The following is a 22,312-nucleotide window of genomic DNA, read 5'->3' on the forward strand; positions in this document are numbered from 1 at the left end:
GGGAGCGGCCGGAGCCCGCAGAACAATCGCCACGATCCACAACTTTTACGTGCAGGCCCCATGGATCGGCGCGTCCGGGCGAAGGTTCAGGGTCGCCATGAACGCAGCAAGGCCCCCGCGGTCAGCGCCGCGGAGGCCTCGCTCATCCACGCTCCATCAGGAGCGCGCGGACGGTTTTACTTGATGAGGGCCAGGAGAGCCTTGCCGGCCTTGGAGTTCAGCTCCTTGGCGTCGAGGGTGCCGTCGTTGTCCGGGTCGGCCAGCTTGAAGCGCTCGCCGACGGCCGCGAGGTACTCCTTCTTGTCGAGGGTGCCGTCGCTGTCCGGATCGGCCTGCTTCACGCCGGAGGCGCTCAGGCGGCCCTTCAGCTCCTTGGCGTCGAGGGTGCCGTCGGCGTCCTTCTCGAGACGGTCGAAGGTCGCCGAGGCCACCGCCTCCACTTCCTTCATGTCGACGGTGCCGTCGTTGTCGGTGTCGATCATCTTGACGGCACTCGACCCGCTCATCGGCTTGGCGAAGGCGGCCGGAGCGGAGAGGCCGCACACCGCGAGGGTGACCGCCGCGAAGCCACTGATGAAACGTGAGGTCATTGCCAGATGCTCCCGAAATTTGATGCTCGATCTTCCTAGTCTCCGACTCACCGTGCCGCAAGTGCGAAATTCGACCCTGTGGGTTGCGTGCTGTCCCGGGCCGCGCTTCGGAGACGCGGCATAGAAAAAGGGGCCGGCGCGAGCCGACCCCCGAAGAGAGCGCACAATCGCCGGCAGGCGATTCGCGCGGTGATTCAGTATCCGTAGCCGCGCCGCGTCACCGGGCGGTCGTCGTCGAACCGCTGGCGTCGGTAGAGACGATCCTCGTCATAGGCGCGGTCGCGCCGATACTCTTCGCGGCGGAAATCGCGCTCCCGCTGGGCGCGGGAGCGCAGGTCGACACTCGGCCCGTCGGGACCGATATCGATTCGCTGCGCCGCAGCGGGGACGACGCTCGTCAGGGAGGCGGCCAGGACGGCGCCGGCAAGCAGGGTCTTCATGGGACTCTCCTTCGTGCGTTCGGAGTCCAACCCGTCCTCGCGCCGATCGTTCCCGATGTTCTCCCGTTCTTCCCGGAGCTGGCACAGATCCGGGCTGATCAGGCGAGCGTCGCCAGGTCCTGAAACCAGTGCTGCGCCTGGACGTAATTCTTCACCCGCGACGACAGAGCGTGCGGATTGGTGTCGTGAACGACCCAGACCTGCACGGCATCGTCCACGACGATTTCGTGAATGCGCGCGAGCAGCCGGTTCTGCTCGGCCACGTCGAGGCTCGCCTTCACCTTGTCGCAGAGGGCGTCGACCTCGGGGTTGCGGTAGTGGCTCCAGTTCACGCCGTTCGGCGCGATCTGCCGCGAATCGTAGAAGCGCAGGATCGCGTAGAACGGGTCGGAGGTGACGTAGGCGATGTTGCCGGCGCTGACGCCCTTGAGGCTCGGATCCGCGGCGCCCTGGCGCCACGCCGTGTAGGCCACCTCCAGCTCCACGGTCTTGAACGCCACCTGGATGCCGACCTCGGCCCAGCTCTGCTGGACGAACTCGTTGATCGGCAGCGACAGCATCTGCCCGGTGCCGCCGGTCGGGATCAGGACCGTGGCCTTCACGGGGTTCTTCACCGAGTAGCCGGCCTCCTCGACGAGCTTGCGCGCCGCCTCGACGTCGGTCCGGATCTTGAAACCCGGCTTGCCGAACCACGGGCTCGATTCCTGGACCTGGCCGACCGCGGGCTGGGCGAGGCCGCCCATCAGCTCGACGACGCCCGCGCGGTCGATGGCGAGGTTGGCGGCCTTGCGCAGGCGCAGGTCGCGCCAGGGCGAGCCCTCCACCATCGACAGGTGGTAGTTCCAGACATGGGGCGTCTCGTTGCCCACGACCCGCATGCCGGCGGCCTTCAGGCGCGGCACCGCGTCGGGCGCGGGCGTCTCGATCAGGTCGACGCTGCCGGACAGGAGCGCGTTCACCCGGGCGAGGTCCTCGGGCACGCAGGCAAGGGTCAGCTTCGCGAGCTTCGGGACCCGCTTCGGGTTCCAATAGCCGATGTTCGGCAGCAGCTCGAGGCGCACCCGCGGCACCAGCTGCCCCATCCGGAACGGCCCGGTTCCCGAGGGCTCGAAGGCGAACTTCGCCCAGTCCTTTCCGACCTTCTCGTACTGCGCCGGCGACGAGATCAGGAACCAGAGCATCTGGTAGGGGAACAGGCTGTCGGGCGTCTTGGTGACGACCTGGACGGTCTTGGCGTCGACCTTCCGGTAGCTCGCGACGCCGGGCAGGCGCGGGCGGACCTGGGACGCCTGCCGCTGGTCGAAATGCGGCGCCTCCTTGTTCAGCACCTTGTCGAAGTTCCAGATCACCGCGTCGGCATCGAAGGCCGACCCGTCGTGGAAGGCCACGCCCTCCCGCAGGTGGAAGGTCCAGACCTTGGGGTCGGCCGGGTCGGCCTCCCAGGCGGTGGCGAGGCCGGGCACCATCTTGCCCGGCCGGTCGGCGACGTCGAGTTCCCAGGCGACCAGGGGATCGTAGAGGGTCAGTCCGGTGAACTGGTAGCCGCCCGCGCCCCGGTCCGGCTGGCCGGTTGTGAGCGGCAGGTCGGTCATGGAGATGCCGTAGGTCAGGGTGCCGGGGGCCGCGCCCTGCGCGCCGGCGCGGCCCGCCGCCCCCAGCGCCGCCAGGGCGACGCCCCCGGCCATCAGGGATCGGCGTGTCGGCTTGATCGGGTTCATCGTGTCTCTCGGCTGAAGGCGCGGGCGCCGCACGGAACGGCACTCGCCCTCGGGCGCGGCGGCGCGGTCCGGGCCTCCACCCCATGCTGCATACAGAATGATGCACGCATCGTGCCCAATGGCCGCCGGCGTTCCCCGGATAGCCCGGGGGTCAGGCCTCCCAGACCTGGCCGGGCCTCAGGGCGACGAAGCGCTCGGCCGGGATGCCGGCCCCGCCGAGGGCCGCCGCCAACGCCTCGGCGGGCCGCTCGACGCCCTCGTCCGTGAGCTGGAACGTGCCCCAGTGATGGCCCAGCGCCTGCTCGGCGCCGAGCAGGCCGAAGACCTTCACCGCCTCGGCCGGGTCGACGTGCTGCGCCTGCATGAACCAGCGCGGCTCGTAGGCGCCGATCGGCAGCGTCGCGAGGCGCGGCGGCCCGAACCGCGCCCGCACGTCGGAGAAGAGGGCGCCGTCGCCGAAACCGGTGTCGCCGACATGGTAGTGCACGCCGCGGGGCGAGGTGATCACGAAGGCGCACCACAGCGCCATGCGCCGGTCGTTGACGCCCCGGGCCGACCAGTGGTTCGCGGGCGTCAGATGGACCTGCAGCCCGTCGCCGAGATCGACCGACTGTCCCCAGTCGCGGGTCTCGACATGCATCGTGTCGTCGTAGCCGCGCAGGATCGTGTCGTTGCCCAGCGGCGCCACGATCAGCGGCTGGTGCGCCTGCCAGAGCCGGGCGAGGCTCGGCCCGTCGAGATGGTCGTAGTGATTGTGGGTGACCAGGATCGCGTCGATCGGCGGCAGGTCGGCGAAGGCGATGCCCGGCGGGTTGACGCGCTTCGGCCCGGCGAAGCGGACCGGGCTCGCGCGCTTGGCGAAAACCGGGTCGATCAGGATGTTCCGGCCGGCGACCTGCACGAGGTAGCTCGCGTGGCCGATCAGCACGACCCGCAGGCCCTCGACGCGCTCCGGCGGCCGGTCGGCCGGGTAGGGGCTGGGGAAGCTCTTGGGCCAGGGCTCGCGCTGCCGCTTGGCCTGCCAGCGCAGCACGTCGGGGAGCGCCTTGTCGGTGGACTGACCGGGCAGGAAGAATCGCAACCCGTCGAAATGGTCGGAGGTCGGGCCGCGGTAGTACGGGTTCCGGCCGCGCCGGTGCGCGGCGTAGCCGACGCCGCCGAGCGTCATGACCGTGGCCGCACTCGCGACCGTGAGCAGGCTGCGCCGTTTCATGGGTCCGAGATGGCCGGAACCGGGGGCCGGTCAAGCACTGCCGCGGCGCGGCGGGGAGCCTCAGGGCGGTTTCGGCGCCGTCTCAGGGACGTCGCTCAGCGACGTCTGCAGGGACGCATCAGGCGGCCGGAGCGCGCCGGCTCACTCCACCATCTCGGCAGCGAGGGACAGGCGCGCCCGGTAGACCACCTTGCCGACGCCGTCGCGGACGCAGGCCACGTAATCCTGGCGCTCGACCTCCGGCAGCATGTCGCGGGCGATCGCCGACATGATCCGGGTGACCTTGGCGCGGGCCGCCGGAAGGTCCGGCAGGTCGAATCCGACCTCATCGTGGATCGGCTGGGAGCCGTCGTGCAGGTCGATGAAGTAGCGGGGCATCGGCGCCAAGCATCTCTAAGAGAAGTAGTCTGCCGATAGGATTGGTCTTGCTATGGTTAACAGTGCCTTAAAAGCCGAGCTTTGAGGCCGCTCGACGGTCGGGCGAAAGCCGCTTCCGGCCTCGCTGCGCCGCGCCCGCCCCGTCCCGACGTTTCGCGACGCCGCGGGCCGGCGCGGCCCGGCGCGGGAGACTTCCTCGGCGGACGCGGCCGGGAGAGCCGCCCGTCCGACGGATCCGGCGGGCCGGATTCTTCGGGCCGAAGCCGCGAGCCGGCCCGCTCAGGCGGGCCGGCGCCGCGATCCGGTCCTCACACGCCGTCCGGCGGCAGCGCCTCCGTCACCTCGACGCGGCGGTTGCCGGCCACCGGAACCGTCTCCTCGGTGGCGGCGACGTCGCTCTGAGCCGGCGCCCTGTCGAGCGCCTCGGCGACCGCCGCCACGCCCTGATAGCGGGTCAGCCGCCGGTCGATCATGCCGTCGATCCGGTCGTGCAGCTCTGACACGGTCAGGCTGCGGCGCTTGCCGCCCGTCTTCTCGGTGAACAGGCCGCGATTGGCCCGCGCCGCGGTGCGAAACTCGCGGCCGGCGACCTCGTCGGGCTTCTCGGAGGAGAGCGACAGGAAGCGCCCGGCGCTCGCGGTGCCGAGGAAATGGGCGAGGTACAGCTCGGTCGTGGTGAGCGCGCGCCCGACCCGGGCCTCGATCCGGTCACGGTCGCGCTTGATCAGCTCGGCCGCCATCAGGGCGGCGACGCGCGGGTCGTTGCGCAGGCCGAGCACCCGGGCGCGCATGCTGCCCGTCACGGTGATCGCGGCGCCCCGGCCCTTCACGGCGGCGGCTTCCTCGGCGAGCCCGTAGCGCGCGCCGTAGTCGCGGATCATCTCCAGCCAGGTGCGGGCAACGAACTGGAACAGGCCCTGCGCCGAGGAAGTCGCGGCCTTCGCCGCGGTGTCGAAGCTCGATTCCTTGTCGGCCAGCGCCATCATGTAGACGGGATCGACGCCGGCCTCGTCGGAGGCCTTGACGATCGTGTCGACCACCTTGCGCGGCACGCTGCGCTCGCCGAACTTGACCGCGTCCTGCTCCTGCGTCACCCGCGGCAGGGCCGCGAGGTCGTCCTGGATCAGGGCGGTGGTGGCGGGCTCCTGCTCCGGCACGGGCAGGCCGTTCCAGGCATCCTTCGCCGGTGCCGATGCCGGTGCGTCTGCCGATGCCGCGGGCGCCTCGGCGGGAACCGCGGGCTCGAACGCGCGTTGAGCGAGTTCCTGAGCGGCGCGCGGGCTGGTGTCGACCCGGTCGTGGGCCTGGGCGGCCGGCGCGAAGTAGGCGGGCGCGAAGGCGGCCTGCGGCAGGCCGAACCCGGCGACGAGCCCGAGGGCCAGCGTCCCGGAGATCCGGCCGAGGCCGGTGCGGCGAAGTGACCGGCGCCCTGCGTCGCGCCCGGCCCGCGGCAGCCACGCCACGGCTTCATCCTCGAAATGCCCCGTGCCGGTCAGGGTCTGCGGCACGAGTCGGTTCACGTCGTCGGCGCAACGCGCCGGCTCCGGGAAAACCCCCATCATCGGTCCTCTTCTAGATCGGTCCTTGCGTCCGCCCGGCTCTGACGGCCGGGTTTTTTCTGGAAGCGGCGGCCCTATCGACGCCGGCCGTGACCAGAATGGGACGGCCCCGTGATCCAAGCGTGGCACGGTCAAGGAAGGGTTAACCCTCCCGCTTAGGGCCCCGTTAACGCCGCCGACCGGCGGCCGACCGGCCGCGCGCGGGACGACGACGGGGCGATGTTGTCGCATTCGGGTTGGAACGGAGCACCGCCGAGCCAGTTAGGTACGGCCCCGGGGGGGTGAATTTCCGTCCCAGGACGGACCCTTCAAGACGCCACCCGCGTCCGCACAAGGACATCAGTTTCCGATGAGCATGCAGTCCGGTCGCCGCGTCGGTGTCGCCTTCGTTGGCATGGGAGGCGCCGTCGCCACCACCGCCATCGCCGGCATCGAGATGATCAAATCCGGCTCCAACCGTCTCGACGGGCTGCCGCTCGCCGGTCTCTCCGTGGCCGGCATGGCCGACTACAAGGACCTCGTCTTCGGGGGCTGGGACCTGAACGGCGACGACCTCGCCTCCGCGGCGAGCGGGCACGGCGTGCTCTCGAAGGACGACATCGAGAACGGCGCCCAGGTCCTGAAGGGCATCACGCCCTGGCCGGCGGTCGGCAGCGCGAAGTTCTGCAAGAACATCGACGGTCAGAACCGGATCGTCGCCAAGGACCACCGCGAGGCGGTCTCGGTGATCGCCAACGATCTCCGCCGCTTCCAGAAGGAGAGCAACCTCGACGACGTGGTCGTGGTGAACCTCGCCTCCACGGAGCGCTGGCCCGACCTCAGCGACCCGACCCTGAACTCCACCGCCGCCTTCGAGAAGGGCCTGGATTCGAGCGACGAGGCGATCTCGCCGGCGATGCTCTACGCCTACGCGGCGATCAAGAGCGGCATCCCCTACGCCAACTTCACCCCGAGCGTCGCCGCCGACGTCCCGGCGCTCCTCGACCTCGCCAAGGAGCTGAACGTCCCGGTGGCCGGCAAGGACGGCAAGACCGGCCAGACCATGATGAAGACGGTGCTGGCCCCCGCCTTCAAGGCGCGCGCCCTCCACGTCGACGGCTGGTTCTCGACCAACATCCTGGGCAACCGCGACGGCCTCGCCCTGAACGATCCGAACTCGCTGCAGTCGAAGCTCAACACCAAAGGCACGGTGCTCGACTCGATCCTCGGCTACCCGGTCGAGGACCACCTCGTGCACATCCACTATTACCGCCCGCGCGGCGACGACAAGGAGGCCTGGGACAACATCGACGTCACCGGCTTCATGGGCCAGCGGATGCAGATCAAGGTCAACTTCCTCTGCAAGGACTCGATCCTGGCCGCCCCGCTCGTCATCGAGATCGCCCGCGTCCTCGATCTCGCGAGCAAGCGCGGCGACGGCGGCGTGCAGGAGCAGCTCTCGACCTTCTTCAAGGCGCCGATGGTCAAGAACGGCCACGGTCCGGAGCACGCCTTCGGCAAGCAGGAGCAGATGCTCCGCGACTGGCTGGGCGTGCACTAGGTTTCGTCAGAACCAGGGGGCGGCTTTTCGGAACGAGACGATGCCAAGCGAGAATGAGCCGCCCCGTTCCGGCGGCGCCGCGCCGGAAGCGCTGCGCGACCTTCTGGTCGAGATGAACGACCTCAAGCGCGTCCGCTCCGCGGGCCGTACGGGCTCGATCGCCGAGCGGCTGTTCACGCAGGGCTGGGGGCTGCTGACCGGCGGCGCCGCGCCGGACGACGTCGCCCTCGACATCGCGGCCGTCACGCTGGCGGCGACGCGCCTCTGCGACCTCGACGCGGCCTTCCTGACCGCGGCCGGGCTCTCCGACGCGGCGGCCTCAGCGGTGCTGGTGGCGGGGTTCGACGCCGTCACCGGAGAGCTCGATCCGGACCTCCGCGACCGCCTGCGCGCGCGGCTCGCGCCGCGTCCGGCCGGCCGGCCCGGGCCGCTGCCGGGCTTCGTCGGCGCCCTGGCACAGCAGCCGCGGGCGGGCGTCACCTGCCCCGGCCGCGCCCGGATCCTGCTGGAGCCGCCGGAGAACCACGCCGAGCACTGCCTGATCGTGGCGGTCTACGGCGTCTGCCTCAGCCCGTTCTACCGGGCCGATCCCGGCACCGTGTTCCTGGCCGCGATGACCCACCACTTCCACAACGCCGCCATGCCGGATGCCGGCTTCACCGGCGAGATGCTGCTCGGCGACCATCTCGGCCCGATCATGGCCACCACCGCCGCGTGGGCCCTCGCCGAGCTCGACGCGCCCCTGCGGGCCCAGGTCGAGCGCGCCCGGGCGGTGCTGCCCGACGACGCCACCGCCGAGGGCCGCGCCTTCCACGCGGCCGACTGCATCGATCGCGTCCTCCAGATCGCCCAGCACCTGCGCGGGGCCTCGACCACGATGGGGATGGTGCTCGACGAGTGGGAGCTGGTCCATGCCGGCCCGGTGAAGGGCTTCCACGATCGTGTCCTCGCCGACATGCGCATCCCTTGATCGCCGGACCCGGTCGCCCATCTGCCCGGGCGGCCCCGAGAACCATGATCCCGTTCGAACTCAGATCGCCGGACACCGGCAACCCGCTGAAGGCCGATGGCCCGCACGCCCTGCGCGACGCGGAGACCGGCGCGCGCTGGCCCGTGATCGACGGCATCCCGTACCTGCGGATCAACCGCGCGGCCCTGGTCGAGCGGGTGCTCGCCCATCTCGACGCCGGCGAGCCCGACGAGGCGCTGGCCGCGCTGCTGGTCGATCAGGACGATTGGTGGAACGGGCCGCCGGCCGATCCCGCCGGGATCATCCGCCTGATCAAGACGCGCCGCGAGGCGACCCTCCGCGAGGCGGTCGAGCTCCTCGGCTGGGGCCGCGTCGGCGACTACTTCCTGCACCGCTGGAGCGACCCGACCTTCCTGGCCGGCCTGTCGCTGCTGGAGGCGCACTGGAACGAGCCCGTCTGCGTCTTCGAGTTCGCCTGCGGCATCGGCCACTACCTGCGCGAGTTGCAGCGGCGCGGCTGCAAGGTCGCCGGCGCCGACGTGGTCTTCGCCAAGCTCTGGGTCGCGCGCCACTGGGTCGTGGCCGAGAAGGCGCAGCTCGTCTGCTTCGACGCCGGCTCGCCCCACTGGCCGATCCCTGGGGCGCCGGTCGACCTCGTCGTCTGCAACGACGCCTTCTACTTCCTCGACGACAAGGCGGCGCTCCTCGAGAACCTCCGCCAGAACGCCGGCGACGACGGCTGGCTGGCGCTGAGCCACATCCACAACCGCGACTGTCCGGGCTTCTCGACCGGACGCGCGGTGACGGCCGAGGAGATCGCCGAGTTCTTCCCCGACGCCCTGGTCTACGACGACGCGGAGCTGACCCGGGCGCTGGTCGAGGCGCGGGCGCCGGGCCCGCAGGACCCCGCCGCCCTGCGGAGCTGCGAGGCGTTCTCGGTGGTGTGCGGTCCCGGGATGCGACCGGCGCCGCGCGCCTTGGTCGACGGCCTCACCCTGCCGAAGCCCGGCACCGTGCTGCGGCTCAACCCGCTCTACGTGCCCGAGGGCGGCGGTTACGTCATCCGCTGGCCCTCGGAGCGCTACGAGGCGGAGTACGCCCCGCGCGCAACGTACCCGCTGCACTCCCCGGGACCGGAGTCGCTGACCTTCGACGAAAGCCTCGATGCGCCGGAAACGCAGCGCGTGCGCGTGCGCGAGTTCGTCGACCTGCCGGAGCGGTGGTGATGGACGCGGTCGGCTGGGGCATCGTCGGCTACGGCTGGGTCGCCCGCGACTACATGGAGCCCGGCATCCGCGCGGCCGGGCACCGGCTGGTGGCGGTCAGCGATCCGAACCCGGAGAGCCGCGCGGCCGCCGAGCGGGCCGGTGCCCGCGTCCACGCCGATCTCGCCGGCCTGATCGCCGAGCCCGCGGTCGAGGCGGTCTACGTGGCGACGCCGAACCACCTGCACCGCGGCGCCGTCGAGGCGCTGGCCGCTGCCGGCAAGGCGATCCTGTGCGAGAAGCCCATGGCGGCGACGCTGGCGGATGCCGAAGCCATCGCGCACGCCGTCGACTCCCAGAAGATCTTCTACGGAACGGCCTTCGACCAGCGGCACCACCCGGCCCACCGGACGATCCGCGCGCAGGTCGAGGCCGGGCGGCTCGGCACGGTGACGACCGTACGGATCGTCTACGCCTGCTGGCTCGGTCGCGACTGGTCGGAGGCCGGGCAGCCCAATTGGCGGATCGACGCCGCCCAGGCCGGCGGCGGCGCCCTGATGGACCTCGCCCCGCACGGGCTCGATCTCGTGGACTACCTGCTCGGCGAGCCGATCGCCGACCTCGCGGCCCTCACCCAGACCAAGGCCCAGGATTACGCCGTCGACGACGGCGCCCTGTTGATCGGGCGCACGCGGAGCGGCGCACTGGCGAGCCTGCACGTCGCCTACAATTGTCCCGACGCGCTGCCCCGCCGCCGCCTGGAGGTGGTCGGCACGAAGGGTCTGCTCGTCGCCGAGAACACGATGGGCCAGACGGCCGGCGGCTCGCTGACCTTCGTCGACGGCGCCAGCGGGCGCGCGGAACCGCTCGCCTTCGACGCCGACAGCTCGCCCTTCACCGAGCAGGTGCGCGCCTTCGGCTCGGCGCTGCGCCGGCCCGAGGAGCGGGCCGCGTACGCGGCGTCCCGGGACCTTCACACGATGCGGCTCGTCGCCCGCGCCTACGGGCAGGGGTAGCGGACACAGGATACGCAGCCACGGAACCACACCCCGGCATCTCCCACCCACGCCCTCATCCTGAGGTGCCCGCGTCAGCGGGCCTCGAAGGAGGGCTCCAGGGATCGCGCGTCCGACTGGAGCCCTCCTTCGAGGCCTCCGCTGCGCTTCGGCACCTCGGGATGAGGGGATGAATGGGAGGGGGTGCGGCGCACGGTTCGAGGAAGACGGGAACACGACGTGAGCAACGCAGACGCCTTCCACGACCAGGACGACCGCGCCCGCCACGAGCGGATCAAGGCGCCGCGCCCCTACCGTTTCGGGGCCAAGCGGCCGATCGAGGGCCTACCCGAGACCCTGCCCGACCCGGTCAAGGCCTATCTCGACGTGCTGCCGGAGGGGCGCGTCGTCGGCTTCCCGCTGGCGCCACTCGATCGCACCGGCATCCCGGTCTGGTTCGTGGCCCTGTTCCTCGACGACCCGTTCTTCGTGGGCGCGATGCCGTCTGGGATCGGCTACGGCGCCACCGACGACGAGGCGCTGATCGGCGCCGTGGCGGAGATCGCCGAGAACCTGATGCCCTCGCTCGCGGTGCTGCCCCGCGCGAAGGAGCGGGCGAGCTATACCGATCTCGCCCGAGTCTACGGCGCCAAGTCGGTCGCCGACCCGCTGACCCTGTGCCTGCCCGCTGGGTCCCCGGTCGGCCGCGACACGGTGCTCGAGTGGACGCCCGCGATCCGCCACGCCACCGGCGAGATCGTCCTGATGCCGCTCGACGTCGCCGCCACCGACTATTTCGAGCTGTCGGAGGGCTACAAGCCTTTCACCAACCTGATCACCAACGGCCTCGGCGCCGGGCCCGACGTGCCTTTCGCGCTGGGCCACGGCGTGCTGGAGCTGCTCCAGCGGGACGGCAACGGCCTGCTGTTCCGGGCCCTCGACCAGGGCGTGATGCTCGACCTCGACGGCATCGGCTCGGAGAACGCCGCCATGCTGGCCCGGCTGAAGGCGCTGGGCATCCGGGCGCTGCCGAAATTCGCCACCGACCAGTTCGGGCTGACCAACCTCTACGTCGTCGGCTACGACGAGGATCCGGCGCGCACCCCGGCGCCGATCGCCCTCTCGGCCTGCGGCGAGGCCTGCGACCCGGACCGGGAGCGGGCGCTGCGCAAGGCGCTGCTGGAATTCCAGGCGGCCCGGGTGCGCAAGACCTTCGGGCACGGCCCCCTCGACATGGCCGCCACGGTGACGCCGCCCGGCTACGTCGACGCCTTCATCCAGAAGGCGCTGCCCAGCCTGGACCTCGAGGAGAGCCGCGCACTCCAGGCCATGCTCGAATGGATCGAGATGCCGGCGGCCGACCTGCGCGGCGTGCTGGCCGACACGGTCTATTCCGAGCGCAGCACGAAGCGATTTACGGAGTTGCCTTCCACTCCGGCCGCCGACGGCCATGCGCGGGGGAAGATCGCCTGCGACCGGCTGCTCGAAGCCGGGTTCGACGTGCTCTACGTCGACTGCACACCGCCGGGCGGCGGGGTCGGCGTCGTGAAGGCGATCGTGCCGGGGCTCGAGGTCGAGACCATGAGCTACTACCGGATCGGCGAGCGCAACACGAGGAAGCTCATCGACCGCGACCATCCACTCATCCAGTTCGGCACCGAGAGCGAGACTTTGCGGCCGGTGCGTCTGACCCCTGAAGCCCTGGAGCGGTTCGGCGGCCAGCCGCTGTTCGACGTGGCCCTGGCCGAGCGGATCGTCGGGCGGCACTATCCGCTCTACCGCGAGCCGGAATCGCACCACGCGCCGTTCCGCCTCGCCCAGCGGAAGGGGAGGGCGGCGTGACGCTCCGGTTCGCCTACAACACCAACGGCGCGGCCAACCACCGCCTCGACGACGCGATCCACCTGATCAAGGCGGCGGGCTACGACGGCGTGGCGCTCACCCTCGACATCCACCACCTCGACCCCTTCGCCGACACCTGGGCGGCGGAAGCCGGCCGGGTGGCGAGCCTGCTGGAGAAGCTGGAGCTGACCTGCGTCATCGAGACGGGCGCCCGCTTCCTCCTCGATCCGTCCGCCAAGCACGAGCCGACGCTGGTGACCGCCGACGCCGCGGGCCGCGCCCGGCGGGTCGGCTTCCTCAAGCGGGCGATCGAGATCGGCGCCATGCTCTCCGCCGAGGCGGTCTCGTTCTGGGCCGGCGTGCCGAAGCCCGGCGTCGATCCCGGCGAGGCGCGGCACTGGCTGGAGGAGGGGCTGAACGAGGTCGCCTCGTTCGCCGCCGAGGCCGGTGTCGTGCCCTGCCTGGAGCCCGAGCCCGGCATGCTGATCGAGACGCTCGACGACTACGCTTCCCTCTCCGTGCCGGGCTTGAAGCTCGCCCTCGACACCGGCCATTGCCTCGTCACGGGCGAGCGCGAGCCGGCGGCCGCCGTGCGGGAATTCGCCGACCGGATCGGCACCGTGGCGATCGAGGACATGAAGCGCGGCAGCCACATCCACCTGCCGTTCGGCGAGGGCGACATGGACGTGCCGGGTGTCCTGGAGGCCCTGGAGGCGGTCGGCTTCGGCAAGCTGATCTGCGTCGAGCTGTCTCGCGAGAGCCACCGGGCAGACGTGATGATCCCGCAGGCGCTGGACTATCTCCGCGGCTGTCGGCGCCCCGGCCCGGTCCTGGCCGGCGAGCAGGAGACGCGGCGGCAATGGCAGTGAGAGCTGAACCGCGGCGAGGCGAGGATCGGGCACGGGAGAGGGGGCGCCTCGGCGCCTCGCCCGGTCAATGCGAAAGTGCGGCGCGATGAGAATCCTCTTCCTCAGCCGCCGCTATTTCCCGGCGATATCGGGCATGAGCGTCTACGCGCAGAACCTGCTGCGCGAGCTGGTCGGCGCCGGCCACGACGTCACGATGATCTCGCAGTACCGGGGCGACGCCTTCGGCACCCGGGTCTACGGGGGCGGGCCGCCCCCGCCGGTGCCGGGCGTGCGGGTGATCGGCCTGGAGCAGCTCGGCGAGCAGGCGTCGGGCGACTTCGAGCGCGACATCGCCGCGATGGTGGACGCGATCTGCCGCGAGCACGCCCGACAACCCTTCGACATCCTGCACGCGCAATACGGTTACCCGACCGGCTGGGCGGTGCTGCTCGCCGCGCGCGAACTCGGCGTGCCGAGCGTCGTCTCGATCCAGGGCGGCGACGGCCACTGGGTCGGCTCTTGCTGCGAGACCCACCGGGTCGCCATGTGCGAGGTGCTGGCCCACGCCAACGCGCTGCTGATCGGCGGCGCCTCCTTCGTGGACGAGGTCTGCGAGCGGCTCGGGTCGGACCCCGCCCGCTTCACCATCGTGCCCGGCGCGGTCGACACCGACCGGTTCGCGCAGGGCACGCCCGACGGGCTGCCCGCGCCCCATCCGGGCCCGGTGCGGCTGTTCTACCACGGCCGGGTCGACCGCCGGAAAGGCGTGCTCGACTTCATCGAGGCCCTGGCGATCCTGCGCGCGCAGGGCACGCCGTTCGCCGCCACCATCTCGGGGATCGGGCCCGACGTGGACCCGGCCAAGGCGCTCGCCGCCGAGCGCGCCTTCTCGGAGCGGGAGATCGCCTTCACGGGCTACGCCGAGTACGCCACCGTGCCCGACCTCTACCGCCGCGCCGACGTGTTCGTCTCGCCGACCTACGCGGAGGGCTTCTCCAACACGATCCTGGAGGCGCTCGCGGCCGGGCTCGCCACCGTCTCGTGCCACGCGGTCGGCGTCTCGGACTGCCTGCGCGACGGGGAGAACGGGCTGCTGGTGAACCCGGGCGACGTCCCGGCGCTGGCCGCCGCGCTCACCCGGGTCATCGCGGACGCGGATCTTCGCCGCCGCATCGCGACGGCCGGCTTGGAGGAGTGCCGCCGCGTCTACTCGTGGCACGCGGTCGGGCGGCAGATCATGGACGTCTACGCCCGCGTGCGCGGCGAGCGGCCGGCCACCGGCTTCTCGCCGGATCTGCCCCACGATCCGACCTGTCGATTCCGCGCCGAGCCGCACCTTCTCTGAGCGCGCGGGTTGGAACCCATCGAGACCGTCGCACCCCGGACCATGCCCACCGCGCTCGCCCTCTCGCCCCATCTCGACGACGCGGCCTTCTCGTGCGGCGGCCTCCTGGCAAGCCTCGCGCAAGCTGGCTGGCGCGTGGTGATGGCGACCCTGTTCACCGGCAGCGTCGCCGAGCCGAGGGGCTTCGCGCTCGCCTGCCAGCTGGACAAGGGGCTCGGACCGGAGGTCGACTACATGGCCCTGCGCCGGGACGAGGATGTCCGGGCTGCCGCGGCGCTCGGCATCGCGCCGCCCGTCCACCTGCCGTTCCGGGAGGCACCGCACCGAGGCTACGGCTCGGCGCCGGAGCTCTTCGCCGACACCCGCGCCGACGACGGCGTCGCGGCCGATCTGGCGCCGGCCATCGCGGGGCTGATCGCTGCGGAGAGCCCGGACCTCCTCCTCGCCCCGCAGGCGATCGGCGGCCATGTCGATCACGTCCAGGCGGTCCGGGCGCTGCGCGGCCTCGCGCCGGCGCGGCCGATCCTGTGGTGGCGCGACTTCCCCTACACGGTGCGGGACGCCGCCCCGAAGGAACCCCTCGCCGACCTGTTCGCCGACCTCGCCGAGCCCGCGATGCGCCTCACCCCGGACGCGCAGGCCCGGAAGCGCGCCGCCTGCGCGGCCTATGCCAGCCAGATCGGCTTCCAGTTCGGCGGCGTGGCCGGCCTCGACGCGCGCCTCGCCCGGGAACAGGGCACCGAGCGCTTCCGCCGGTCCGGCCGCCTCGGCCCCGCGATCCCCGGCCTCGATGCCGGCTGAGCCGCGGGCGCCGAAGGCGCTGGCCGATCCGGATGCCCTCGCGGCCCGCCGCGTCCTGATCGACAGCCCCCACATCGCCCCGATCCGGGCGCTGGCGGCGACCATCGCGGCCGAGCGCTGCGCCCCGGTCCCGGCGCCCGACCCGCTGGACGGCGGCGTCGGCGCGCGGATGCTCCTGCTGCTCGAGACCCCCGGCCCGGCGGTCCTGCGCACCGGCTTCGTCACCCGCGACAGCGCGAACGGCACGGCCGCGAACCTGTTCCGCTTCCTCGCCGAGGCCGGGCTCGGCCGGGCCGACACGCTGATCTGGAACGCGGTCCCCTGGCTCATCCACGCCGAGGGCGCCCGCAACCGGGCGCCCCGCCGGGCGGAGGTGGCGGCGGCCGCGCCCTATCTGGCCCCGCTCCTCGACCTGCTGCCGCGCCTCGCCGTGGCGGTGCTGGCCGGCCGCTTCGCCGGCGAGGCCGCGCCCGCCCTCGCGGCGCTCCGCCCCGCCCTTCCGGTGATCCGGGTGCCGCACCCGAGCCCGACCTATGTCTGCACCGCGCCGGAGGTGCCGGAGCGGATCCGGCGCGGCCTCGCGGAAGCGGCCGCGATCCTCGATCGGACCTCCGGCTGAGGATAGATCGCCCGTCACGGGCCTGCCTTCCCTGGCCTTGCGCCCCGGTTCGGCCTACATGCGGGGCAACGGGCCGCGGTCCGGGAGATTCCGGCACGGGCTGACGGCCTTCGGGCCGGGCCGCGCAGCCGGAAGGGCGGACGCCGATCGGCATGAATTTTCAGGGACAGCACCGGAGCCCGGCCGAGCCGGTCGAGCCGGTCCAGCACGATGCCGAGGCGGGCTCGAAGCGGAAGAGCCGGCGCAGCCGCTATGCCTGGATCGGCACGGCGGCCAGCATCGTGCTGTTCGCCGTCTCCCTCGGCGTCCTGTGGAAGCTCGTGCAGAGCGTCAGCTGGGCGGAGGTGCGCAGCGCCATCGCGGCGGCGACCGCCGAGCAGCTCGGGCTCGCCTTCCTGTTCGTCGGCATCAGCTACCTGTTCCTGACCGGCTACGACGCGCTGGCCCTGCGCCAGCTCAAGATCAAGGTGCCGTACCGGATCACCGCGCTCGCCTCCTTCACGAGCTACGCGGTGAGTTTCACCCTCGGTTTCCCGCTGCTCACTGCCGGGACGATCCGCTACTGGATCTACGCCCGACAGGGGCTCTCGACGGCCAAGATCGCCGCGCTCACCGTCATCGCCGGCTTCACCTTCTGGCTCGGCATGGGCGTGGTGCTTGGCCTGAGCCTGATCATCGAGGCCGGCCAGCTCGCCGGCCTCGCCTTCACGTCGATCCGGATCAACCAGGGCGTCGGCCTCGCGGCGCTCGCCCTGGTGCTCGGCTACCTCGCCTGGGTCTCGGCCAAGAAGCGCAGCATCACCGTCAAGCAGTGGCGCCTGGAACTGCCGGGCGCCTCGGTCTCCATCGGCCAGATGATCGTCGGGATCGGCGACGTCTGCGCGGCGGCGGCGGTGCTCTACGTCCTGCTGCCGCAGGAGACGACGCTCGGCTTCACCACCTTCCTGGCGATCTACGTGCTCGCCGCCATGCTGGGGATCGCGTCGAACGCGCCGGGCGGGATCGGGGTGTTCGAGGCGACGATCCTGCTCGCCCTGTCGAGCCTGCCGCGCAACGAGGTGCTGACCTCGCTGCTGCTGTTCCGGGGCTGCTACTACGTCGTGCCGTTCGTGACCGCCCTGGCGATGCTCGGGCTGTACGAGATCGTCAAGCGCGCGGGCGGCGCCCGCGATCCCGGGCCTCCGGAGGGCACGGCCGGCCCGTCCGGCCGGGCGTGGCACGACGAGTCCGAGCCCCGCTGAGCGGCCGGCCGCGCCCGCCATGTCCGGCCGCCTGCGCAGCTCCCCCGCCTGGACCGGCGCCGCGATCGCCGCGGGCCTGCTCGGGCTCGCCACCGCGCTGGCCGGGCGGCTCGATCTCCCGCTGATCCTGATCGGCCTCGCGGCGGTCTGCCTGGGCGGCTGGCTCGGCGGGCGCGGCCGCGAGGCGCCCGCGCCGCGCCCGGCCACCACCACGCCGCGCCACGCCGTCGCCGAGGCGCTGCTCGCCCACGTGCCGGACCCGGTCATCCTGGTCGACCGGCGCACCCTGGTGCTGGAGGCCAATCCCGCCGCCCGGGCGCTCCTGCCGGCCCTCCACCAGGCCCGGCCGCTGTCCTTCGCGCTCCGCGACCCGGAGGTCCTCGACGGCATCGAGGCCGTGCTGAGTTCGGGCCTCCCCCGCCGCGTCGCGCTGTCGACCCGAGTGCCGCTGGAGCGGACCTTCGATGTCCAGATCGGCGCCCTGCCGATGCCCGACGGGTCCGGCGTCAGCGCGCTGCTGTTCCTGCGCGACCTCACCGCGGCCCGGCGCCTGGAGGCGATGCGGGTCGACTTCGTCGCCAACGCCAGCCACGAGCTGCGCACGCCGCTCGCCACCCTGATCGGCTTCATCGAGACCCTGCAGGGGCCGGCCCGCGACGACGCGCAGGCCCGGGAGCGCTTCCTGGAAATCATGCGCGTCCAGGCCCTGCGGATGACGCGGCTGATCGACGACCTGCTGTCGCTGTCGCGGATCGAGCTGCGCGAGCACGTCGCCCCCACCGCGGTGGTCGATCTCGGGGCGCTCGCCCGCCAGATGGTCGACGCCCAGGGCCCGCCCGCCGAGGCGCGGGGCGCCACGATCCGGCTGGAGGAGGGTGCGGGCCCCTACGCGGTCCCCGGCGACGCCGACGAGCTGGCGCGGGTCATCGAGAACCTGATCGAGAACGCCGTGAAGTACGGCGGCGGCCGGATCAGCGTCGGGCTCGCCCGCCAGGACGACCCGCGCCTCGGGCGCCGCGTCGTCCTGTCGGTGGCCGATGACGGGCCGGGCATCCCGCCCGAGCACATCCCGCGGCTGACGGAGCGCTTCTACCGGGTCGACGTCACCTCGAGTCGCGCCCGCGGCGGCACCGGGCTGGGGCTCGCCATCGTCAAGCACAGCCTCAATCGCCACCGCGGTCGCCTCGCCATCGAGAGCGCGGCCGGCGAGGGGACGACCGTGCGGGTCAGCCTGCCCGAGTACGGCGCCGCGCCGCCTCGGTTCGCGGCCGATCAGGCCGGCCCGGTATAGGGGCCGATCCCGAGCCCGGCCTCGACGCGCCCGACCCAGGCGCGGATCGCCGGGTAATCCGTCAGGTCGAAGCCCCCCTCGTGGGCCATGCGCGTGTAGGCGACGAGCGCCACGTCGGCGAGGGTCAGGATCTCGCCCGCCATGAAGGCCGAGCGCCCGAGGGTGTCCTCCATCAGCCGCAGGGCGTCGGCGCCGCGCTCGGCGAGCTTCGGGTCGAGATCCTCGGGCGCCCGCTTGAGGTAGTGGAGCTGGTAGCGGCGGACCGCGATGTAGGGCTCGTGGCTGTACTGCTCCCAGAACATCCACTGCAGCATCCGGGCGCGGGGCAGGGGCTCCGCGGGTACCAGCGCGGAGCCCTCCGCGAGGTAGACGATGATCGCGTTCGATTCCGACAGCACGGTGCCGTCGGGCAGGACGACGATGGGCACGCGGCCGGCGGGGTTCAGGGCGAGGAACTCGGGCCGGCGCGTCCCGCCGCCCGGGACGTCGACGTCGCGCCAGACCGCCGGGATGCCGAGATGCGCCGCGACCCATTTGACCTTGAGGCAGTTGCCGGAACCCGGGTCGCCGTAGATCGTCAGCGGCTCGCTCATCGGTGTCCCCGTCGCTCCGGTGGGCGGCGACCTTGGCCGGACGGGCGCGATTCGACAACGGCCGCGGCCCGCATCGACCGGCCGGATCCGGAGCCTCGCCCGCGAACCCTTGACCTTCCCATCATGGGAAGCTCCATCTGACCGGGCATGGATGCTTCCAACCGGACCACCGCCATGTCGAGATCCGTCGCCCTGACCCTCCCCGTCGCGGGCATGTCCTGCGCCTCCTGCGTCGGCCGCGTCGAGCGCGCCCTCGCGGCGCTGCCCGGCGCCCGTGACGTGGCGGTGAACCTCGCCACCCACCGCGCCAGCCTCGTCCTCGACGGGGCGACGAGCCCGGGCGACGTCGCGACGGCGCTCGCGGATGCCGGCTACCCCCTCCCAGAGACGCAGAGCCTGCTGGCCGTGGATGGGATGTCCTGCGCGAGTTGCGTCGGCCGCGTCGAGCGGGCGCTGGCCGCCGTGCCGGGGGTGACCGGCGCCAGCGTCAACCTCGCCGCCGGCCGGGCCGCGATCCGCCATCCCGAGGGGGTGGTGCCGATGGACGCGCTGGTGGCGGCCGTGGAGACGGCCGGTTACGAGGCCCGACCGGTCGAGGCCGGCCACCCGGTCGACCCCTCCGCCCGTCAGGCCGAGGAGGGGCGCGCCCTGCGCCGCGACCTGATCGTCGCCGCCCTGCTGTCGGCGCCCGTCGTGGTTCTCGACATGGGCGGCCACCTCCTGCCCGCCCTGCACGGCGGCCCGGTGACGGCCCTGGTCCAGGCCGCGCTGGCCACCCTGGTCCTCGCCGGCCCGGGGCGGCGCTTCTTCCTGCGCGGCGTCCCGGGCCTCCTGCGCGGCCATCCCGACATGAACGCCCTGGTCGCCCTCGGGGCCGGCGCCGCCTACCTGTACTCGCTGGTCTCGACCCTGGCTCCGCACCTCCTGCCGGCCGGGGCGGCGCACCTCTACTTCGAGGCGAGCGTCCTGATCGTCACGCTGATCCTGCTCGGCCGGACGCTGGAGGCCCGCGCCAAGGGGCGCACCGGCCAGGCGATCGCGCGGCTGATGGACCTGACGCCCAAGACCGCCCGGGTCGTCCGCGACGGTGCGGAGACCGAGGTTCCCCTCGACGCCCTGCGCCTCGGCGACGTCGTCCGGGTGCGTCCGGGCGAGCGGGTGGCGGCCGACGGTGCCGTGGTGGCCGGTAGCAGCCACGTGGACGAGAGCATGGTGACGGGCGAGCCGGCCCCGGTGCGCAAGGGGCCGGGCGATCCCGTGGTCGGCGGGACGCTCAACGGCCGCGGCAGCCTCGACCTGCGGGTCGAGGCCGTGGGCGGCGCCACCGTGGTGGCGCAGATCGCCGCCATGGTGGAGCGCGCCCAGGGCGGCAAGCTGCCGATCCAGGCGCTGGTCGACCGCGTCACCGGGCGGTTCGTCCCGGCGGTGATCGGCATCGCCGCGGTGACCTTCCTGGCCTGGCTGGCGCTGGCGCCGGCCCCGGCGCTGGGTCCGGCCCTGGTCAACGCCGTCGCGGTGCTGATCATCGCCTGCCCCTGCGCCATGGGGCTGGCGACGCCGACTGCCATCATGGTCGGCACCGGGCGCGCGGCGGCGCGCGGCGTGCTCTTCCGCGACGGCGCGGCGCTGCAGGGACTGCGCGACGTGCGGGTGGTGGCCCTCGACAAGACCGGCACCCTGACCGAAGGCCGCCCCCGGCTCACCGAGATCGTCCCGGCCGCGGGCGTCGCGGAGGACGCGGTGCTGGCCCTCGCCGCCGCGCTGGAGACCCGCTCCGAGCACCCGCTGGCCGGCGCCGTCGTGGCGGCGGCCCGCGAGCGCGGCCTCGACCTGCCGGAACCGGGCAGCTTCGAGGCGGTGGCGGGCTTCGGGATCGCCGGACGTGTCGCGGGCCGGGCCGTGGCCCTCGGCGCGCCGCGCTACCTGGAGCGTCTCGGCGTCGCCCTCGACCCGGATCTCGCTGCCCGGGCCGAGGCGCTGGCGGGCGCGGAGCGGAGCCCGATCCACCTCGTCCTCGACGGGCGCCACGCCGCGATCCTGGCGGTGGCCGATCCCGTGAAAGCCGGCGCCCGCGCGGCGGTCGCGGCCCTGAAGGCGCGCGGCCTCGCGGTGGCGATGGTCACGGGCGACGATCCCGTCACCGCCGCCGGCGTGGCGCGGAGCCTCGGCATCGACGCCGTGGCCGCCGGGGTGCTGCCCGGCGGGAAGGTCGAGGCGGTCCAGCGGTTCCGGGCGGAACACGGGCCGGTGGCCTTCGTGGGCGACGGCATCAACGACGCGCCGGCGCTGGCCGAGGCCGATGTCGGACTGGCGATCGGCACCGGCACCGACATCGCCGTCGAGAGCGCCGACGTGGTGCTGATGTCGGGCGATCTGGAGGCCCTGGTCGAGGCCCTGGCGCTGTCGCGGGCGGTGATGGCCAATATCCGCCAGAACCTGTTCTGGGCCTTCGCCTACAACGCCGCGCTGATCCCGGTGGCGGCCGGCGTGCTGGTGCCGTTCGGCGGCCCGGCCCTGTCGCCGATCCTGGCCGCGGGCGCCATGGCCTTCTCGAGCGTGTTCGTCCTGGGCAACGCCCTGCGGCTGCGCCGGGCCGGCGGGCGTCCCGCGGCGGCCGAGGGGCCGGCGCTGGCCGCGAGGCCGGCATGAGCGCGGCGACCCTCACGATCGGCGAGGCGGCGCGCCGGACCGGCGTCTCGGCCAAGATGATCCGCTGGTACGAGGCGACCGGCCTGCTGCCGCCGGCCGCCCGGTCCGAATCCGGCTACCGCCACTACGGCGAGGCGGACCTGCACACGCTGCGCTTCATCCGCCGCGCCCGCGATCTCGGCTTCAGCGTGGACGCGATCGCGGATCTCCTGGCGCTCTGGCGCGACCGCGCCCGGCCGAGCGCCGGGGTGAAGGCGATCGCGCAGGAGCAGATCGCCGATCTGCGCCGCCGCATCGCCGAGATGGAGGGCATGGCCCGGACGCTGGAGCACTTGGCGGAGGCCTGCTGCGGCGACGCGCGGCCGGACTGCCCGATCCTGGACGACCTCGCCGCGGGCGACCATACACCCGCGCCGCGGCGGCGCGGGCGCGGGATCACGGGGCCGGGTGCGGCGTGAGCGGGGCGCCGCGGATA

The 22,312-nt window shown here is 72.8% G+C and carries 20 protein-coding genes; 13 read left to right on the plus strand and 7 right to left on the minus strand.

Annotated features, from left to right (window positions below):
- Positions 1-176 precede the first annotated feature (176 nt).
- The 6 genes from BMY19_RS08345 to BMY19_RS08370 all read right to left on the minus strand — a co-directional run bounded on the left by BMY19_RS08345 (position 177) and on the right by BMY19_RS08370 (position 5,898).
- Positions 177-590: a CREC-EF hand family protein gene (locus tag BMY19_RS08345; protein WP_100251418.1), complete on the minus strand. Its 414-nt coding sequence runs from the start codon at positions 588-590 to the stop codon at positions 177-179.
- A 194-nt stretch (positions 591-784) separates the two neighbouring features.
- Positions 785-1,030 carry a hypothetical protein gene (locus BMY19_RS08350; protein WP_091926210.1) on the minus strand — a complete coding sequence of 82 codons (246 nt, stop codon included), beginning with the start codon at positions 1,028-1,030 and terminating at the stop codon, positions 785-787.
- A 98-nt stretch (positions 1,031-1,128) separates the two neighbouring features.
- On the minus strand, positions 1,129-2,748 hold the full coding sequence (locus BMY19_RS08355) for an ABC transporter substrate-binding protein (RefSeq protein ID WP_100251419.1): 1,620 nt from the start codon (positions 2,746-2,748) through the stop codon (positions 1,129-1,131).
- Between the two features lie 151 nt (positions 2,749-2,899).
- Complete coding sequence (locus BMY19_RS08360) at positions 2,900-3,961, minus strand: MBL fold metallo-hydrolase (protein WP_020092592.1); 1,062 nt, start codon at positions 3,959-3,961, stop codon at positions 2,900-2,902.
- Positions 3,962-4,102: 141 nt separating this feature from the next.
- Positions 4,103-4,339 (minus strand): DUF6894 family protein, encoded by a 237-nt coding sequence (locus BMY19_RS08365; protein WP_020092591.1) that lies wholly within the window; start codon positions 4,337-4,339, stop codon positions 4,103-4,105.
- Positions 4,340-4,647: 308 nt separating this feature from the next.
- Entirely contained in the window at positions 4,648-5,898 is a 1,251-nt protein-coding gene (locus BMY19_RS08370) for a transglycosylase SLT domain-containing protein (RefSeq protein WP_100251475.1), read from the minus strand.
- 349 nt (positions 5,899-6,247) lie between these two features.
- On the opposite strand from BMY19_RS08370, the gene BMY19_RS08375 reads away from it, so the two are divergent.
- The 11 genes from BMY19_RS08375 to BMY19_RS08430 all read left to right on the plus strand — a co-directional run bounded on the left by BMY19_RS08375 (position 6,248) and on the right by BMY19_RS08430 (position 18,595).
- Positions 6,248-7,438: an inositol-3-phosphate synthase gene (locus tag BMY19_RS08375; protein WP_056526026.1), complete on the plus strand. Its 1,191-nt coding sequence runs from the start codon at positions 6,248-6,250 to the stop codon at positions 7,436-7,438.
- Positions 7,439-7,478: 40 nt separating this feature from the next.
- Positions 7,479-8,408 carry an HD domain-containing protein gene (locus BMY19_RS08380; protein WP_100251420.1) on the plus strand — a complete coding sequence of 310 codons (930 nt, stop codon included), beginning with the start codon at positions 7,479-7,481 and terminating at the stop codon, positions 8,406-8,408.
- A gap of 44 nt (positions 8,409-8,452) precedes the next feature.
- Positions 8,453-9,634: a class I SAM-dependent methyltransferase gene (locus BMY19_RS08385; RefSeq protein ID WP_100251421.1), complete on the plus strand. Its 1,182-nt coding sequence runs from the start codon at positions 8,453-8,455 to the stop codon at positions 9,632-9,634.
- Positions 9,634-10,629, plus strand: a complete 996-nt coding sequence (locus BMY19_RS08390) for a Gfo/Idh/MocA family protein (protein ID WP_100251422.1) — start codon at positions 9,634-9,636, stop codon at positions 10,627-10,629. The genes BMY19_RS08385 and BMY19_RS08390 overlap by 1 nt, the downstream gene beginning before the upstream one ends.
- Before the next feature lie 219 nt (positions 10,630-10,848).
- Entirely contained in the window at positions 10,849-12,450 is a 1,602-nt protein-coding gene (locus BMY19_RS08400) for a YcaO-like family protein (protein WP_100251423.1), read from the plus strand.
- The gene (locus tag BMY19_RS08405; RefSeq protein ID WP_100251424.1) at positions 12,447-13,319 is read left to right on the plus strand and encodes a sugar phosphate isomerase/epimerase family protein; all 873 of its coding nucleotides are present in this window, start codon (positions 12,447-12,449) and stop codon (positions 13,317-13,319) included. The genes BMY19_RS08400 and BMY19_RS08405 overlap by 4 nt, the downstream gene beginning before the upstream one ends.
- Before the next feature lie 85 nt (positions 13,320-13,404).
- Positions 13,405-14,643, plus strand: coding sequence for a glycosyltransferase family 4 protein (locus BMY19_RS08410; RefSeq protein ID WP_091679479.1), 1,239 nt, complete (start codon positions 13,405-13,407; stop codon positions 14,641-14,643).
- A 42-nt stretch (positions 14,644-14,685) separates the two neighbouring features.
- The gene (locus BMY19_RS08415; protein WP_100251476.1) at positions 14,686-15,444 is read left to right on the plus strand and encodes a PIG-L deacetylase family protein; all 759 of its coding nucleotides are present in this window, start codon (positions 14,686-14,688) and stop codon (positions 15,442-15,444) included.
- Positions 15,434-16,063 (plus strand): uracil-DNA glycosylase, encoded by a 630-nt coding sequence (locus tag BMY19_RS08420; RefSeq protein WP_100251425.1) that lies wholly within the window; start codon positions 15,434-15,436, stop codon positions 16,061-16,063. Before BMY19_RS08415 ends, BMY19_RS08420 begins: the two co-directional genes overlap by 11 nt.
- A 152-nt stretch (positions 16,064-16,215) precedes the next feature.
- Positions 16,216-17,304: a lysylphosphatidylglycerol synthase domain-containing protein gene (locus tag BMY19_RS08425; RefSeq protein WP_020092580.1), complete on the plus strand. Its 1,089-nt coding sequence runs from the start codon at positions 16,216-16,218 to the stop codon at positions 17,302-17,304.
- Positions 17,305-17,323: 19 nt separating this feature from the next.
- Entirely contained in the window at positions 17,324-18,595 is a 1,272-nt protein-coding gene (locus BMY19_RS08430) for an ATP-binding protein (RefSeq protein ID WP_170862924.1), read from the plus strand.
- On the opposite strand, the gene BMY19_RS08435 is transcribed toward BMY19_RS08430, so the two are convergent.
- A complete protein-coding gene (locus tag BMY19_RS08435; RefSeq protein ID WP_100251426.1) occupies positions 18,577-19,188 on the minus strand; it encodes a glutathione S-transferase family protein in 612 nt (203 codons plus the stop codon). The two genes, BMY19_RS08430 and BMY19_RS08435, sit on opposite strands and share 19 nt — an antisense overlap.
- A 174-nt stretch (positions 19,189-19,362) precedes the next feature.
- Between BMY19_RS08435 and BMY19_RS08440 the strand changes: the two genes are divergently transcribed.
- On the plus strand, positions 19,363-21,837 hold the full coding sequence (locus tag BMY19_RS08440) for a heavy metal translocating P-type ATPase (protein WP_100251427.1): 2,475 nt from the start codon (positions 19,363-19,365) through the stop codon (positions 21,835-21,837).
- Positions 21,834-22,295 carry a Cu(I)-responsive transcriptional regulator gene (gene cueR, locus BMY19_RS08445; protein WP_100251428.1) on the plus strand — a complete coding sequence of 154 codons (462 nt, stop codon included), beginning with the start codon at positions 21,834-21,836 and terminating at the stop codon, positions 22,293-22,295. The genes BMY19_RS08440 and cueR overlap by 4 nt, the downstream gene beginning before the upstream one ends.
- The last annotated feature ends 17 nt before the right edge of the window (positions 22,296-22,312 follow it).

It is taken from the genome of Methylobacterium sp. UNC300MFChir4.1, assembly GCF_900110155.1.
Classification (GTDB): domain Bacteria; phylum Pseudomonadota; class Alphaproteobacteria; order Rhizobiales; family Beijerinckiaceae; genus Methylobacterium.